Below are 17585 nucleotides of genomic sequence, written 5' to 3' on the forward strand. Positions count from 1 at the left end.
GGATGCCGCTACAATCCCTAACGCGGTTTAATCGGTTTTCAGCTCTTAGCGATAAGTTTTAAGCCAAGCTATTTTTTCTTGTTTTTCACAGACCTCACAGGTTTTTAAAACCTGTGAGGTCTTTACTATTCTAATTTCTTAATACTAACTACTCATTACTAATCCGCTATATTCGGATTCAGCCATTTTTCCGCCTTCTTATATCCTATTCCTTTTCTATTAGCGAAATCCTTCACCTGGTCTTCTTTAATTTTTCCCAGTCCAAAATATCGAGCTTCAGGATTAGCAAAGTAGTAACCGCTTACACTCGCAGCCGGCCACATGGCCAGGCTTTCGGTAAGTTCAACTCCTATTCTTTCCTTAACCTGCAATATTTCCCAGATGGTTAGTTTCTCCAAATGATCTGGACAGGCCGGATAGCCCGGGGCAGGCCGAATTCCTTTGTAAGCTTCCCTGATCAGCTCTTCATTGCTAAGGTTTTCTTCAGAGGCGTAACCCCAATGTTGAGTTCTTACCTTTTTATGAAGGTATTCCGCGAAAGCTTCCGCCAGACGATCGGCCAGCGCTTTGATCATGATCGAATTGTAATCATCATGTTCTTTTTCAAATTGAGCAGCAAGATCATGAGTTCCAAACCCGGTAGTCACGCAAAAACAGCCAATATGATCCTGAACTCCCGTTTCTTTTGGTGCAATAAAATCTGAAAGTGCGAAATTTGGTTGATCCCCATGTTTCTTCAATTGCTGCCTAAGTGTTCTGAAAATTGCTGTTTTCTCTGTAGAATCCTGCTGAAATTTCACTTCGATATCGTCGTGATTGATCGTATTTGCTTCGAACAATCCAAAGATCGCTTTAGCCTTCAGCAGTTTTTCATCTAAAATTCTTTCAAGCAGAATCTGGGCGTCACTAAAAAGGCTCTGCGCTTGCTCGCCTACTTTCTCATCCTTCAAGATATCCGGATAACGACCATGCAGGTCCCAACTTCTGAAAAACGGACTCCAGTCTATATAATCAACCAGTTTATTCAGGTCAAAATCCTCGATCACCTGGATTCCTAATTCAGCAGGCCTAGTGATCTGTGAATCTTCCCAGTTGATCTGAAATTTATTTTTCCGGGCTTCCTCGATACTTAGGAAAGACTTGATCTTACTTCTTTTTCCAAAATTCTTTCGGAATTCGTCATACTGAACCTTTAGCTCGTTCTTGTATTTCTCCCTGGTGCTTTCCTTTAAAAGATCTCCCACCACAGTCACCGCGCGAGAAGCATCATTCACATGAGCCACCGCATGTTTATATTGCGGGTCGATCTTTACCGCGGTATGAGCTTTGGAAGTGGTTGCTCCACCAATTAAAAGCGGAACAGAAAAATCCTGTCTTTCCATTTCCTTGGCCAGGAAAACCATCTCATCCAAAGACGGAGTAATAAGTCCGCTAAGGCCTATCACATCTACATTCTCTTTTTTGGCAGTTTCAATGATCTTTTCCGGCGGTACCATCACCCCAAGATCGATGATCTCATAATTATTACAGCCCAGGACCACGCTCACGATATTTTTACCAATATCATGCACATCGCCTTTTACTGTTGCCATCAATACTTTCCCTGCAGATTGTCTTTTATTCGATTTATCGGCTTCGATATATGGTAAAAGATGGGCTACCGCCTTTTTCATAACCCTTGCCGACTTCACCACTTGTGGCAGGAACATTTTCCCGCTTCCGAAAAGATCACCAACCACATTCATTCCAATCATAAGAGGACCTTCAATTACATCCAGAGGCTTTTCAGCTTCAATTCGTGCCTGTTCAATATCTTCTAGAATATAGGCGTCGATTCCTTTTACAAGTGCATGGGTGATCCTTTCCTGTAACTGATTTTCCCTCCAGGAAAGATCAACTTTATTTTCTTTTTTAGTCCCTACCACATTTTCAGCAAAAGCCAGTAAACGCTCGGTCGCGTCATCTCTTCGGTCGAGAATCACATCTTCCACATGTTCCAGCAGGTCCTTAGGAATCTCGTCATAAACTTCCAGCATGGAAGGATTTACGATCCCGATATTCATCCCCGCTTTAATTGCATGATATAGAAATACGGAATGCATCGCCTCCCGCACCGGATTATTGCCCCGGAACGAAAAGGAAACATTACTCACGCCTCCACTCACACTACAATGCGGTAAATTTTCCTTCACCCAGCGCGTACCTTCAATAAAATCTATCGCATTCCTTCTATGCTCTTCCATTCCAGTTCCAACCGGGAAAATATTGAGATCGAAAATGATATCTTCAGGTGGGAACTTCACTTTATTGACCAGGATATTATAGGAACGTTTTGCGATCTCAATTCGTCTCTCATAATTATCTGCCTGGCCTACTTCATCAAATGCCATCACGATCACGGCAGCTCCATATCGCTTAATCTTTTTCGCATGACTTATAAAATCTTCTTCGCCTTCCTTCAAACTGATAGAATTCACCACACATTTTCCCTGTACCACTTGCAGACCAGCTTCAATAATTTCCCATTTGGAACTATCTATCATGATAGGAACCCTGGAAATATCAGGTTCTGCCACTACGAGATTCAGGAATTTAACCATGGCTTCCTTGCCTTCAATGAGCCCATCATCCATATTTATATCGATGATCTGAGCGCCATTTTCTACCTGTTCCCGGGCAACTTCAAGAGCCTCATCATATTTCTCTTCCTTGATCAATCGCAAAAATTTGCGGGAACCGGCCACGTTCGTTCGTTCCCCAACATTTATAAAATTGCTTTCAGGAGTGATCACCAGAGGTTCCAGTCCGGATAATTTTAACGGTCTGATTTCTGACATTCTTAAATACTTTGAGTTTGAAGAGTTCTTTTAAGTTTTCTTGGCTGGTAATCTTTGGCAATTTCTGCGATCGCTTTTATATGTTTTGGAGTGGTTCCGCAGCAACCGCCGAGAATATTCACGAGACCTTTTTCCAGGTACTCACAGATCTGATTTGACATTTCCTGAGCATCCTGATCGTATTCTCCAAAGGCATTGGGAAGTCCGGCATTGGGATAAGCTGAAACACCAAACTCGGTATTCCTGGCAACCGCTTCCAGGTGGGGAGTCAGTTGTTTGGCTCCTAAAGCGCAGTTAAAACCAATGCTTAAAAGCGGAATATGAGAAATTGAGATCAGAAATGCTTCGGCAGTCTGGCCAGAAAGTGTTCTGCCGGAAGCATCGGTGATCGTCCCACTAACCATCACGGGAATATCAACATTCAATTCTTCCTTCAATTCGTCTATCGCAAAAAGAGCTGCCTTGGCATTCAGGGTATCAAAAACCGTTTCCACTAAAAGCACATCTACTCCACCGTCTATCAATGCTTTTGCCTGCTGTTTGTAAGCCACTTTCAATTCTTCAAATGAAATGGCACGAAACCCAGGATCGTTCACATCAGGGCTCATACTCGCCGTTTTATTGGTTGGACCTATTGCTCCTGCAACGAATCTCGGTTTTTGAGGATTTTCAGCAGTGATTTCCTGCGCTACTTCTTTAGCAATCCTGGCCGACTCATAATTCAACTCATAGACCAGCTCTTCCATTTTGTAATCGGCCATGGCGATGGTGGTTCCGGAGAAGGTATTCGTTTCAACAATATCGGCCCCGGCTTCGAAATATTTACGATGAATAGTGGCGATAGCTTCCGGCTGGGTAATAGACAGCAGGTCATTATTCCCTTTTAGAGAAACCGGCCAGTCGGCAAAACGTTTTCCACGGAAATCCTCTTCAGAAAATTTATATTCCTGAAGCATGGTCCCCATGGCACCATCAAGTATTAATATTTTTTGTGAGAGTAACTCTTCAATTTTTGACATATTCTATAATATGAACGTTATCAAAAAAAGAAGACAGAAAAGAATTCTTGTTTGTTATCTATCCGAGACTGAACTCAGTAGAATGTAGCACCTTCTCCAAAGGAGGGTTGCTAAGGTTTCACAGGGTCTATTCCCTCAACCTTTCTTGATAACGATTGTTAGTAAACAATGAACTTACATGGCAAATATACATTTATAATATACCCAAAAGCAAGGAATTAAGAAAATTTTCTATAAGACCTTTTCACCATTCAGGGTGATAGAGTAGCTGATCTCAGCCGCTTTTTCCAGCATTTTGGAAACGGAACAATACTTATCCATTGATAATTTTACCGCTCTTTCTACTTTGGCTGGTGGGATATCTCCTTTCAAAATAAAATCCAACTGAATCTTCTTAAATACATTCGGAATAGCGCCATCCTCGCGATAGCCATCAACTTCTACTCTAAGATCTTCCAGCTCATGATTCTGTTTTCTAAGGATCATTACCACATCTATACTGCTGCAACCTGCGATACCACGAAGTATGAGATCCATTGGACTTGAACCTTTAGGCTCATCATCAGTTTTATTGTCTAGAAGAACAATGTTCCCGCGTTCGTTTACGGTTTCAAAAAGGTAATTATCGTTGATTCGTTTTAAGCTAATCTTCATGTTTTCGAATTTTCATCAAAGATAGGAATTCTGCTTTTTCCCACGGGTAACAAAGGTTACCTTTAAATTTTTCTCAAAATACGTCAAGCTGAACTTGTTTCAGCTTCTCTACTTGAGATCCTGAACCAAGTTCAGGATGACCTTCTAAACACTGATACTCTGGACGACTTCTCTTTTAGCTTCTTTCTTTGAACCATCAAATCCTTCCACACCGCCAACAGTGGTGTATTTCAATACATATTTCTTATCCGGATAAATTCGTTGATATGCACTCTGACACATGATCGCCGCCTCATGAAAACCGGAAAGTATCAGCTTCAGTTTTCCTTTATAGGTATTTACATCGCCAATCGCATAAACGCCGGGAATATTGGTTTGATAATCATAAGAATTATCAACTTTAATCGCATTCTTTTCAATCTCGAGTCCCCAGCTTCCAATAGGTCCTAGTTTTGGTGATAATCCAAAGAGCGGAATAAAATCATCTACCTCCCTGAACTCTTCTCCACGAGCCTTGTCCTTATGACGAATTACCACCTGCTCCAGTTCATCTTCTCCTTTTAATCCAACAACTTCGGCATTCGTGATCATTTCAATTTTTCCAAGTTTTGCCAGTTCTGAAACCCTTTCTACGGAATCCAGTGCTCCCCGGAATTCTTCCCTTCTATGTACCAGGGCAACTTCTGAAGCAACATCCGATAAATAAATAGCCCAGTCTAAAGCGGAATCTCCACCACCGGCAATAACTACTTTTCGATCGCGATAGACTTCAGGATCTTTAATAAAATATGAAACTCCTTTATCCTCAAAGTCTGAAATATTGGCAATAGGTGGTTTTTTAGGTTCAAAAGATCCAAGTCCGCCGGCAATTGCTACTACAGGTGCATGATGCTGAGTTCCTTTGTTGGTGGTCACAATAAAAGTCCCATCATCTAGTTTTTCCAGAGTTTCCGCACGTTCACCAAGAGTGAATCCGGGTTCGAAAGGTTTTATCTGTTCCATGAGATTCTTCACCAGATCTCCCGCCAGGATCTCCGGAAAAGCCGGAATATCATAAATGGGTTTTTTTGGGTAAATTTCTGAACATTGCCCACCAGGTTGTGGAAGCGCATCTATCAAATGCGTTTTTAGCTTTAATAATCCCGCTTCAAAAACGGTAAACAATCCGGTTGGCCCGGCCCCGATTATCAGGATATCTGTTTTAATCATCACTCTCTTTTTTTACGATTAAGGATTCTGTTATGGTATTCATCTGTTCCACTTTGGCTTCAAAATCACCTTTAATGGACTTTCTATATTCATTTAAATTTTCGACCATCTGGTTCACATTCTCAGGGATCACCTCCTCGAAGAACTGGCGTAACCGCTTTGCCGTGGTTGGCGACTTCCCGTTGGTTGAAATCGCGATTTTTACATGGCCTTTATTCACAATTCCGCCCATGTAGAAATCACAGAGTTCGGGGGTGTCGGCGATATTTGCCAGTAAAAATCTCTTTTTCGCGTGGCGGTGAACCCGTTTATTAAGTCTCGCATCGTTGGTCGCGGCGATCACGAAATGTTTTTTTCTCAGATATTTCTTTCTATACCTGCCTTTGATCAGTTTCGCGCCGTGTTTCTTTGCCAGTTCTTCCGTTTCCGGTAAAAACCATTTTGCGACGATCTCAACCTGTGCATTGGGGCTAGATTTGAACAGAAAATGAAGTTTTTCATGTCCCACATTTCCACCCCCCACCACCAGGATATTTAGTTTATTGACCTTTAGAAAAACCGGGTATAGTTCGTTTCTTTCTTCCATTTTTCATTTATTAAGGTCTCGACTCCGCTCGACCTGACCATTGTATTTTGTCATCCTGTCCCGAAGCCTCGGGAGTTTCAGGATCTATTGAGAAGCTGAAACAAGTTCAGCTTGACGTATTTTGGTTTTAAGCTGCTCCTGCATTTATAAAATTCGATTTCTTTGGAATGCTTTTCACATCCTGAAAAGCTTTCTGTAAAGCATTCGCTTCTTTTACCACTTCACCAATTACTATAATTGCCGGAGCTCCCATTTGTTTTTCTGAAACGATCTTTTCAATAGATTCGATCGTTCCAAAACCTGATCTTTCATTAACTGTCGTTCCGTTCTGAATAATTCCCACGGGAATATCCTGTTTTCCGAAGCCTTTAAAAACCTCAACAATTTCCGGGAGTTTTCCCATTCCCATTAATATCACAACCGTTGCCGTAGATTGAGCCGCCAGACGAACGTCATTTGATAAATTTTTCTGAGATGTGGTTCCTGTGATCACCCAGAAACTCTCCGAAGTTCCTCTTTGTGTAAGCGGGATCCCAACATTTGCCGGCACCGCGATCGAAGACGTGATTCCTGAAACTACAGCTGTTTCAAGCCCGTTCTTCCTTGCAAAATTGATCTCTTCAGATCCTCTTCCAAATATAAATGGGTCACCACCCTTGAGTCTTACTACGTGGCCTCTTTCCAAAGCATATTTTACAATAAGTTCATTGATCTCATCCTGCGAAAAACGATGTTTGTCCTTTCGTTTTCCGACGAAAATATGTTCCGCTTGTGGCGCATATTTCAGCAGATCCCGATTGATAAGCGCGTCATATAACACCACTTTGGCAGACTTCAATGTATTCAAAGCCTTAACGGTGATCAATTCCGGATCCCCAGGTCCTGCTCCAACGACGGTTAATTTTGGTGAATTATACATTTTGTACCTCCTTTGTTCTAAATGCATCCACCCTCTTCAGGAACAAATGCGCGTCCTCTAAATATTTATTTGCAAAAGCCTCTGTCGGCTCATTTTCGTTCAATTGATAAGTGAATTCCTTGAAAGTTGTTGATAATTCTATCTTTCCGGTTTCTACAAAAAGTTCATCAAATTGTGCAATGATACCTGCCTGAGTATTGGTTTTCACATCTTCAGCCAGCAATAAGGCCTTAGCGGAATTCACAATTGAAGTATAGGAATGATAAATACTATCGGCCCAATCCTTTCTCTCCAGTGCAGATTTTGCATTATCGATCTTTTCCTCACTTTCGAATAAAAGCGTCGCGATCAAATCGATAACCACTCCCGCACATTCGCCTACACCTACAGCTTTTATATATGGCGATTCGTGGCCCCAGTCCACAAAATCATTCTCGCTAAGATTGGAAGTGTCTGCAAGGTCTTTCAGCAGATCATAGAAATAGGTTTTCTCCTTGCGGTCGTAATATTCCGCGAATTTTTCATCTGCTTTTGAATTTGCTTCAAAATCGTTCAGTAAAACCCTTAGTGCTTCAGGTCCTCTTTTACTTGGGACCTTCACCACTTTATCTGCGAATCTTCCCTGTCCGTTTCCAATTGTTCCGCCACCAAGCAATACCTGAAGTGCCGGAGCCACAGTTTTACCAACCTTGATAGACATTCCCTGGAAGCCAATTTCAGCCATATTATGCTGGCCGCAGGCGTTCATACATCCGCTGATCTTAATAGTAATATCCTTACCGTTGATGAATTGAGGATATTCCTCTTTTAAAACATCTTCCAGAACATCTGCAATTCCCGTACTGCTCGCTATTCCAAGATTACAGGTATCGGTTCCCGGGCAGGCCGTAATATCGACCGTTTTGTTATAACCGGTTTCAGCATAACCCAGTTTTTTTAATTCAGAATAAAAGAATGGCAGAAAATCTTCCCTTAAATGACGTATCAGAATGTCCTGCCTTAGCGTTAACCTTAGCTCGTTACCGGCATATTTTTTCACCAGATCTGCCAGCTTCCTGGCGCCACCGGTATAAAAATCACCTAAGGGAACACGGATTCCAATAGCATATAATCCTTCCTGCTTCTGTTTGAAGACATTGGTTTGCTTCCAGGTTTCAAAATCTTTCTGATCTTCGATTTCCACAGAAGGAACTTTTACGTCTTGTAATAGTGGAGCAGCTTCAAATTTCTCAATTTCGAATTTTGGTTGTTTTTGAGATAAAGCCGTTTTCTGTGCTTCCACCAATTCCATAAAGGCTTCTTTCCCAATATCCTTGGTCAGGAATTTCATTCTTGCTTTTAATCGCTTTGCACGTTCGCCATGACGATCAAAAACGCGAAGCACACCTTCAATTAGCGGAATGATCTCCTCCGCCGGAAGAAAATCGTAAAGCTCATCAGCATGTCTTGGCTGAGAACCGAGTCCGCCACCAAGCATTACTTTAAAACCGCGTTTTCCATCTTTCAGTTTCGCGATAAACCCGAGATCATGGATATAACTTAAGGCTGTATCCTCATCTGAAGAGGAGAAAGACATTTTGAATTTCCTGCCCATTTCCTGGCAAATAGGGTTCCGTAGAAAGAATTGAAATGCAGCGTACGCATAAGGCGAAACATCAAACGGTTCGTTTGGATCTATACCCGCGGTTGGAGAAGCGGTAATATTTCTTACCGTATTTCCGCAAGCTTCCCTAAGGGTAACATCATCTTTTTCGAGCTGTGCCCAGAGTTCAGGAGTCCGGTCCAGGCTCACATAATGTATTTGGATATCCTGTCTCGTAGTGATATGCAATCGCCCTTTGGAATATTCATCAGAAACATCGGCGATTCGATGTAACTGTTCTGAAGTAACCTTTCCAAACGGCAGTTTTATACGAACCATTTGAACACCAGCCTGTCTTTGTCCGTAAACTCCACGTGCAAGACGCAGGCTCCGGAATTTCTCTTCATCAGCCTTTCCTTCCCGGAATAACCTTATCTTTTTCTCCAAATCCAGAATGTCCTGTTCGACAATGGGATTTTCAATTTCGGTTCTAAAACTTTGCATGATTAAATTGATTAAAATGAAAAAAGTCCTTTTAGGTGGATCACTTAAAAGGACTTTTTATAATTCAGTTTATAAAATAGGCTTCTAAGTGTGAGGCGAATAGCACATACACATATAACAAATCGTATTCATCGAAATTTTAAACATCAGTTTCTTCTAATTAAGCGTGTAAACCACATTCCCTATTAGACAATACCTTGGTTGGATCAAAGTATTTAAACTCGTTCGGTAGCTTATGTTTCTTTAAATATTCGTCCAGTTTTTCATCGGTCCAGTGGTAAAAAGGACTCACTTTTAAAAGCCCGTCCTTACTATAGCTTAGGATATCAATACTATCTCTAAATGCGGTTTGTCCTTTTCTTAAATTAGTAAACCATACATCTGGCTGCTGTTGGGCCATAGCTCGTTGAAAAGGCTCCAGTTTTACCTGCCTGGTAAATTCTTCATGCAGCGGACTGTTCACATCGGGAATACCTTCATTGAGCGCATCACGGTAAGCCGCGGTTTGTTTAGGGGTATACAATTTTACGTTTAGGCCCAGTTGCCTGATAACCGCATCGGCATGTTTGTAAGTTTGAGGAGTATTATATCCGGTATCGCACCATACAACGGTTGTATCTGGCTTCTCACTTACCACCGCATGTAATATCGCCGCTTCATAAGGGCGGAAATTCGTGGTAATCACCGGTTTTTTGCTATTTACCAGCACCCATCTTATTACTTCTGAAGGGTCTATCCCCTTTAGCTGGCTGTTTAGAGCTCTTAACTCCTTTGCTGAATACTTTCTCATAATACCTCTATTTTCCAAAGTCGCTTCCATAAAACTATAATCCTATCGGTTTACTAGGTTTTAAACAAAACTAGACTTCGTGCGTTTAAACACCAATTATTTCTCTAATAAAAATCTTATTTTAACACTTCAACCTATTGCAGGCTCGCAATATCTTCTAAAGTGTTCTCACCAAGTACCTGAAGTGAGGCGTCCCGAACCTGTATCATCAGCTTATGAACTGAACAGGTGTTCTCATCCGGGCAATCATCACATTTTTCATAGTAATTAAGGCTTACACAAGGGACCATTGCAATGGGACCTTCCAGGACCCGGATCACCGCAGTCATCCTTATTTCACCAGGCTCTTTAATAAGATAATAGCCTCCGCCCTTACCTTTTTTTGAACCCAGGAAACCCGATTTTCTCAACTCCAGAAGAATACTTTCCAGAAACTTCTGAGAAATATTCTCACTTTCAGATATTTCTGAAGCCTGGACCGGTTTTCTGTCCTTTTTCCTGGCGATATAGGCCAGGGCCTTAATTCCGTACTTTGTCTTTTTGGAAAGCATGGGACGAATATAAAAATATTTTCACTTGCCTTCCTTAATTCTTTAATGCTGTCTTTAAATCATTAATAATATCTTCTATATGTTCCAGTCCTACTGAGATCCTTACCAATCCGTCTGTAATTCCCGCTTCCAGGCGTTCATTTTCACTCAGTTTACTATGAGTTGTAGAAGCAGGATGCGTCACAATTGTTCGGGTATCTCCCAGGTTGGCCGATCTTGAGCAAAGCTTCAAATTATCGATAAACCTGCGACCCGCATCAATTCCTCCTTTTATTTCAAAAGCCACTATATTCCCGCCTAATCTCATTTGTTTTTTCGCCACTTCATATTGTGGATGCGATTTTAGGAAAGGATATTTCACATTCTGGGTCTGTTCAATTCCTTCCAGGTATTCAGCCACTTTCATTGCATTTTCGCAATGCTTTTCCAAGCGAACTGATAAAGTTTCCAGGCTTTTCGAAAGTACCCAGGCGTTAAATGGGGAAAGCGCCGGCCCCGTATTTCTACTGAACAAATAGATTTCCCTTACTAGGTCTTCTCTCCCAACGGTAACACCACCAAGCACTCTTCCCTGACCGTCGATCAATTTGGTAGCCGAATGTATCACCAGGTCAGCGCCGAATTTAATCGGGTTCTGAATATATGGCGTAGGAAAGCAATTATCGATTATCAGAATGAGATCATGCTTTTTTGCAATTTCACCCAGGTGTTCCAGGTCCAGGATATCAACTCCCGGGTTTGTTGGAGACTCCGCAAAAAGCACTTTGGTTTCAGGTTTTATATAACTTTCAATGGTTTCCGGTTCATTCACATCAAAATAGGAATGCGAAATATTCCACTTCGGAAAATACTTAGTGAACAAGCCATGCGTTGAGCCGAAAACAGATCTTGCCGCGACAATATGATCTCCACTATTTAGCAAAGCTGCCAGGGTGGAAAAAACCGCTGCCATTCCTGTTGCAAAAGCATAACCGGCTTCGGCGCCTTCCATTTTAACGATCTTATCAACGAATTCTGAAGTATTAGGATTGGTGAATCGGCTGTAAATATTACGCTCTTTCTCTTCGGCAAAACTCGCCCTCATATCTTCAGAATCTTCAAATAAATAACTTGAAGTTAGATACAACGGCACCGAATGCTCCTGAAATTGCGTTCTTTCACTTTGAGTTCTTACTGCTATCGTTTCAAAATTCTCCTGATAATGTGCGTTACAGTCACTTTTCTCGGTTGCTATGGCTTGTAGGTTTTCCATTTTATTCTAATTTAATCGTTCCGATATTTTTAAAATATCGCCAAATACTCCTCTTGCGGTCACTGCGGTCCCCGCTCCGGCTCCACGAATCACTAAAGGCTGATCTTTATAGGATTCGGTATAGATCTCAAAAATATTATCGGCGCCCTCTATTTGGCCCAGTGCTGAAGCCTTTGGTTCCCTGATCAGTTTTGCCTCCAGGCTGCCTTTTTCCACATCCAGTTCTCCAATATATCTAAGCACCTCATCTTTTAGCTGTTTTGATTTATATTTTGCAAAGTGTCCATCTAATTCTGAAATCCTTGAATTGAATTCTTCCAGCGTGGTATCACCGTTCAACTGATGGGGAATCAGCGATTCGATTTTCACTTCCTCGAATTCCTTTTTCAATTGTATTTCCCTGGCCAGGATGAGCAATTTTCTTCCCACGTCCTTTCCGCTAAGGTCTATTCGCGCATCAGGTTCAGTATAGTCAAGAACTCCGGCTTCTTCCAGGACTTTGGAAAATTCCTTTTGTTCGCTTGAAAACGTATTGAAAATATAGCTCAGCGAACCAGAGAACACCCCTCTTATCCTGGTGACCTTCTCTCCCGAAAGATGCAAATTCCTTAAGGTTTCTACTATAGGAAGACCCGCACCCACATTGGTTTCATAAACAAAATTCTTATTGTTCTTTTTCAACACTTTTCTCAGCTTCTCATAAAACTCGAAAGACAGTGTATTGGCCACTTTATTTGCCGCGATAATATGACTTCCGGCATTCACCAGGTCGAAATATTTATGCGGAAACTCGTTACTTGCCGTAGTGTCTATGGAAACGAGGTTTTCAAACTGATGCTTTTTGAAATACTCCTCGACTTCTGAAAAAGAATATTTCCTTGAACTTCTTTTAAAACCGCTATCCCAATCAGACTTTATCCCTTTAGGATTCAGAAGCGCATGCGAAGAATCTGCCACAAGGACCAATTTCAGGATTAGGCCGGAAGATTCCTTTAAATGTTCTTCCGAAGAGGCTAGTTGTTCCAGTAATTTGCTGCCTACCTTACCCGGCCCAAACAGTGCGAGATGTATTGTTTTCATTTGCTTGAATAGTTGATTGAAATATTGGTTTTAAAAATTTATTTAGCTGGTCCGTCTCGATCAAAAAAGCATCGTGGCCATGAATGGACCTGATCTCATGGATGCTGATATTATTCTTTAATAGAGACAATTCCACGTAAGAGTTCCAGTTCTCCTCTGCCAGAAAGAACAGGTCAGAATTAACCGTGACTATATGAATATCCCCTTTGATCCTGCTGGCTGCTTCCAGGTGATTTCCTGTACCATCGCTAATATCAATAGTGGTAAGCAGGTGGTTCATCAGTTTATAAGAAGGAAGCGTAAACCTGTTCTTAAGCTTCTCCCCATGATGTAAAAGCCAGTTCTCCACTTCAAATGCCTGGTTTTCCCTGTTCCTTTTACCCTCGAATTTCTGTGCCAGCGATTGTGGAGTTCGGTAAAAGGTCATGGCATGCATTCTCGCATCGTGCACCGGGTTGGAGGAATTATTCAGAATATGACCCTGGATCCTGCAATTCGCTACCAGCCAGTCTGTGGATTTGTAATCACAGGCGATCGGGATGATGTTCTCAGCAAGCTCAGGCTTCAAAACTGCCAGTTCCCAGGCCAATGCACCACCAATACTCCCACCTATGATGGCAAAAAGTTTAGTGATATTCAGCTTTTCCAGGGCCTGTGCCTGAATCTCCGCAATATCTCTCAGTCTGAATTCCTTATAATTTTCAAAGAACTGGTCTTCGGGCCCTTTAAATCCGTTACCAGGAATATTAAAAGCCAGTACACAAAAACGGTTGATATCTATACATTTATTTTTCCCTATTAGCTCCTTCCACCAGCCTTTACTGCCAGTCACCAGGGAGTTCCCGGTTAGGGCGTGATTTACCAGGATGATGGGAGCCTCTGTAGGTTTTTTTCCGAAGAACTGGTAGCTCAGGTGGATATCCTGCACCGTTCCCGCGGAATTTTTAAAATTCTCTATTGTAATCTCTTGAAGCATTTCTTTTAGTTTAATCCGGGAAAAGCATTTTTCAACTTTCCCCGGATCGATTAAAAACCAACATTAAACCAATGATCTCTTTTTAATTTGTGCAAAGGCCTCTTTCAGATCCGACTTAAGATCATCTACATCTTCCAATCCAACAGATAACCTGATAAGATCTGGAGTCACTCCGGTTGAGGCCTGTTCCTCCTCGGTTAACTGCTGATGCGTAGTACTCGCCGGATGAATAATCAGCGATTTAGTATCTCCTATATTTGCAAGTAATGAGAATACTTTAGCTTCATCTACCACGGTTTTCGCAGCTTCATAGCCACCTTTAACGCCGAAGGTTACGAGTCCGCTTTGACCTTCTGGAAGATATTCCTTGGCAAGACCATAATATTTGCTGTCCTCTAGTCCCGGGTAATTCACCCATTCCACTTCTTCCTGTTCCTGAAGCCATTTGGCCAGTTCCAGTGCATTCTTACTATGTTCTTTAATTCTGATCTTTAAAGTTTCCAATCCCTGAATGATCTGGAATGCATTGAACGGACTCAGTGCCGCACCGTGATCTCTCAATCCTTCAATTCTAACTTTGGCGATAAAGGCAGCTTCCTCTAAGGCTTCGTGGTAAACCAGTCCGTGATAACCAGGAGAAGGCTCGGTGAATTCAGGGAATTTTCCATTGGCCCAGTCGAATTTACCGGCATCGATAATTGCGCCACCTAAGGCAGTTCCGTTACCATTGATATATTTCGTTAATGAATGCAGCACGATATCTGCCCCGTGTTCAATTGGATTGAGTAAATAAGGTGTAGCAACCGTATTATCTACGATGAAGGGAACTTTAAAAGCTTTTGCTTCTTTTGAAATTCCTTTTAGATCCAGCACATCCAGTTTTGGATTTCCCACAGATTCAGCGAAGAATACTCTGGTATTCTCTTTTGCTGCTTTGGTAAAATTTGTTGGATCTGTTGGGTCTACGAAGGTGGTGGTGATGCCGAGGCGAGGTAAGGTATTCTTGAAGAGGTTGTAAGTTCCGCCGTAAAGGCTATTTGAAGAAACTATATGATCTCCTGCTTTTAAAAGGGTGAGCAGCGCGGTGCTTGTGGCTGCAGTTCCTGAGGCGGTTACCACGGCTGCGATCCCGCCTTCCAGTGCCGCCAGTCGCTGTTCCAGGATATCCAGCGTTGGGTTATTGATCCTGGTGTAAATAAATCCTGGCTCGGCCAGCGAGAATAGCGCAGCGGCATGATCGGAATTATTAAATACGTAAGAAGTGGACTGGTACAGCGGTACTGCCCTGGTTCCGCCATTTTGTTTTACATCGTGTCCTGCATGTAATGCTTTTGTTGAAAAATTTTTAGTACTCATGATATTGATTTTTAATGTTGATTTATCCCTAATAAAAAAGTCCCCCTGATATGCTATTACCAGGGGGACTTTGCGAATTGAACTTTATAACTAATTAAATTCTCCAGTTTTGGCAATAGCGATTCATACGGCGCATACACATCATGCACATACACATAGTCATCATTAGGTTGCCAATTGTTTTCATTAGATCTCTTCTTTTTTAGTCCTCCTGAACTTGGTTCGGGCTGAGGTTTGATTTGGGTTTTCCAACTTAAAAATCATGATATAAAAAAAGCCGCTGCGGTTGGCAGCGGCTTTTTGCAATTATATCTTTTCAGTTTTATGCAATAGAGTGCGCTGCGGAAGGTTTCCACATCATACACATCATATTACAAATTAGACTGATCATTTTTTCGTTTTCTGAATTACAAAGATATGCACGGAAATTTTTAATATCCAAGCTTTTAGAAAAGAAATGCGAAAATTTATTTTTTAAGCCCTTTATTTTGAAGTATTTAAAATTTCAATACACCTTTTTTGGTTTTTATTGAAAATATTTTGCGTTAGGGATTGAGCGGTTGTTTGAGCTCTCCCGATTTTTCATCGGGAAGCGAGCAGCGAAAGCCCGGCCCTACCCGCTTAGCGGGGAAGGGCAACGCCCCGATCAAAAACCCAGTGAACAAATAGGATAAAATGACGTTAAAAGAATTTGGGATGAACTGAATTTTTATACATTTGTAGCCAAGTTATTGAAAGGGATAGATTTGACTGATTGCAACCCTTATACTTCTAAAGTATAGCAAATGCTAAAGCAGAATGTAGACACACCTCTCTTAGCTCTTCACGTCAAATTTTTCCATTCGTATTAATTAAAAAAGAAATTGAATGGCTTATTTATTTACTTCAGAAAGTGTTTCTGAAGGGCACCCAGATAAGATTGCAGACCAGATTAGTGACACTCTTTTAGACAATTTTCTAGCCTTTGACGAGGAATCGAAGGTAGCCTGCGAAACGCTGGTAACTACCGGACAGGTGGTACTGGCAGGGGAAGTGAGAAGTAATACCTACCTGGACGTTCAGAACATCGCACGAGACGTGATCAATGATATTGGTTATACCAAAGGCGCCTATAAATTCAGCGGGGATTCCTGCGGGGTGATCTCTCTAATTCATGAACAGTCCCAAGATATTTACCAGGGGGTGGACCGCGGTAAAAAAGATGAGCAGGGAGCCGGTGACCAGGGAATGATGTTCGGCTACGCGACCAATGAAACTGAAAACTACATGCCTCTGGCACTCGACATCTCCCATAAGATCCTGATCGAACTCGCGAAATTGCGCCGTGAAGGAAAGGAAATCGATTATTTAAGACCTGATTCCAAAAGTCAGGTAACGATAGAATACAGCGACGATAATGTACCTCAGCGCATTGTGGCGATCGTAGTTTCTACACAGCATGATGATTTTGACAAGGACGACGAAAAAATGCTGGCCAAGATCAAAAAAGATATTATTGAAATCCTGATCCCTAGAGTGAAAGAACAATTGCCGGAATATGTTCAGAAATTATTCAATGACGATATCGTTTATCACATTAACCCTACCGGGAAATTCGTAATTGGTGGGCCTCATGGTGATGCCGGGCTTACCGGAAGAAAGATCATCGTGGATACCTATGGTGGAAAAGGTGCCCACGGAGGTGGTGCATTTTCTGGAAAAGACCCTTCAAAAGTAGACCGTTCCGCAGCTTATGCTTCAAGGCATATCGCCAAGAATCTTGTTGCTGCTGGAGTAGCTCCTGAAATTCTTGTCCAGGTATCTTACGCAATTGGAGTGGTTGAACCAACGTCCATTTCGGTTTATACTTACGGAAAGAAGAATGTGGACCTAAGCGACGGAAAGATTGCTGAGAAAGTAAGAGAGATCTTCGACATGAGACCAGCCGCCATCGAAGACCGACTGAAACTTAGAAACCCGATCTACCGTGAGACCGCGGCTTACGGACATATGGGAAAAGAACCACGCGTTGAAACCAAGGTTTTTGAGAGTCCCTATAATGGACGCATCACCAAAGAGGTAGAATTGTTCACCTGGGAGAAACTGGATTTTGTGGATAAGGTAAAAAAGGTTTTCGGGATCGAATAATCCCAAACCAAATCTTTGAAATATAAAGCCGCTTTTAGAGCGGCTTTTTTTATGCTTCTATCCCACCGCCAGTTTTATCATTTCTTCGGAAAACCTTAACAGCCTGCAGCTCTTATAATCCTTATTTTTAAAATTCACCAAGC

At 41.9% G+C, this 17585-nt stretch carries 14 protein-coding genes and 1 riboswitch; of the genes, 1 reads left to right on the forward strand and 13 read right to left on the reverse strand.

Going from position 1 to position 17585, the window contains the following annotated elements; all coding sequences use genetic code 11:
* Positions 1–158: 158 nt before the first annotated feature.
* The 13 genes from metH to FLP08_RS05340 all read right to left on the reverse strand — a co-directional run bounded on the left by metH (position 159) and on the right by FLP08_RS05340 (position 15315).
* Positions 159–2837, reverse strand: coding sequence for a methionine synthase (metH, locus tag FLP08_RS05280; RefSeq protein ID WP_156274772.1), 2679 nt, complete (start codon positions 2835–2837; stop codon positions 159–161).
* A gap of 2 nt (positions 2838–2839) precedes the next feature.
* The gene (locus tag FLP08_RS05285; RefSeq protein WP_156274774.1) at positions 2840–3856 is read right to left on the reverse strand and encodes a homocysteine S-methyltransferase family protein; all 1017 of its coding nucleotides are present in this window, start codon (positions 3854–3856) and stop codon (positions 2840–2842) included.
* 51 nt (positions 3857–3907) lie between these two features.
* Positions 3908–4011, reverse strand: a riboswitch (SAM riboswitch).
* Between the two features lie 76 nt (positions 4012–4087).
* A complete protein-coding gene (locus tag FLP08_RS05290; RefSeq protein WP_156274776.1) occupies positions 4088–4510 on the reverse strand; it encodes an OsmC family protein in 423 nt (140 codons plus the stop codon).
* A 144-nt stretch (positions 4511–4654) separates the two neighbouring features.
* The gene (locus FLP08_RS05295) at positions 4655–5719 is read right to left on the reverse strand and encodes an NAD(P)/FAD-dependent oxidoreductase (protein ID WP_156274778.1); all 1065 of its coding nucleotides are present in this window, start codon (positions 5717–5719) and stop codon (positions 4655–4657) included.
* Entirely contained in the window at positions 5712–6305 is a 594-nt protein-coding gene (locus tag FLP08_RS05300; RefSeq protein ID WP_156274780.1) for a precorrin-2 dehydrogenase/sirohydrochlorin ferrochelatase family protein, read from the reverse strand. Before FLP08_RS05300 ends, FLP08_RS05295 begins: the two co-directional genes overlap by 8 nt.
* A 127-nt stretch (positions 6306–6432) precedes the next feature.
* On the reverse strand, positions 6433–7224 hold the full coding sequence (cobA, locus tag FLP08_RS05305; RefSeq protein ID WP_156275666.1) for a uroporphyrinogen-III C-methyltransferase: 792 nt from the start codon (positions 7222–7224) through the stop codon (positions 6433–6435).
* Positions 7217–9310 carry a ferredoxin-like domain-containing protein gene (locus FLP08_RS05310; RefSeq protein ID WP_156274782.1) on the reverse strand — a complete coding sequence of 698 codons (2094 nt, stop codon included), beginning with the start codon at positions 9308–9310 and terminating at the stop codon, positions 7217–7219. The genes cobA and FLP08_RS05310 overlap by 8 nt, the downstream gene beginning before the upstream one ends.
* Before the next feature lie 160 nt (positions 9311–9470).
* On the reverse strand, positions 9471–10100 hold the full coding sequence (locus FLP08_RS05315; protein ID WP_156274784.1) for a phosphoadenosine phosphosulfate reductase domain-containing protein: 630 nt from the start codon (positions 10098–10100) through the stop codon (positions 9471–9473).
* Between the two features lie 134 nt (positions 10101–10234).
* The gene (locus FLP08_RS05320; protein ID WP_156274786.1) at positions 10235–10651 is read right to left on the reverse strand and encodes an RrF2 family transcriptional regulator; all 417 of its coding nucleotides are present in this window, start codon (positions 10649–10651) and stop codon (positions 10235–10237) included.
* 34 nt (positions 10652–10685) lie between these two features.
* Complete coding sequence (locus tag FLP08_RS05325; protein ID WP_156274788.1) at positions 10686–11903, reverse strand: trans-sulfuration enzyme family protein; 1218 nt, start codon at positions 11901–11903, stop codon at positions 10686–10688.
* A 6-nt stretch (positions 11904–11909) separates the two neighbouring features.
* Positions 11910–12983, reverse strand: coding sequence for a homoserine dehydrogenase family protein (locus FLP08_RS05330; protein ID WP_156274790.1), 1074 nt, complete (start codon positions 12981–12983; stop codon positions 11910–11912).
* Entirely contained in the window at positions 12946–13959 is a 1014-nt protein-coding gene (locus FLP08_RS05335; RefSeq protein ID WP_156274792.1) for an alpha/beta fold hydrolase, read from the reverse strand. Before FLP08_RS05335 ends, FLP08_RS05330 begins: the two co-directional genes overlap by 38 nt.
* A gap of 63 nt (positions 13960–14022) precedes the next feature.
* Positions 14023–15315: an O-acetylhomoserine aminocarboxypropyltransferase/cysteine synthase family protein gene (locus tag FLP08_RS05340; protein ID WP_156274794.1), complete on the reverse strand. Its 1293-nt coding sequence runs from the start codon at positions 15313–15315 to the stop codon at positions 14023–14025.
* An 867-nt stretch (positions 15316–16182) separates the two neighbouring features.
* Here FLP08_RS05340 and metK point away from each other — a divergent pair.
* Positions 16183–17442 (forward strand): methionine adenosyltransferase, encoded by a 1260-nt coding sequence (gene metK, locus FLP08_RS05345; RefSeq protein WP_156274796.1) that lies wholly within the window; start codon positions 16183–16185, stop codon positions 17440–17442.
* Positions 17443–17585: the final 143 nt, after the last annotated feature.

The sequence above is a fragment of the Christiangramia aestuarii genome, from assembly GCF_009735585.1.
GTDB lineage: Bacteria > Bacteroidota > Bacteroidia > Flavobacteriales > Flavobacteriaceae > Christiangramia > Christiangramia aestuarii.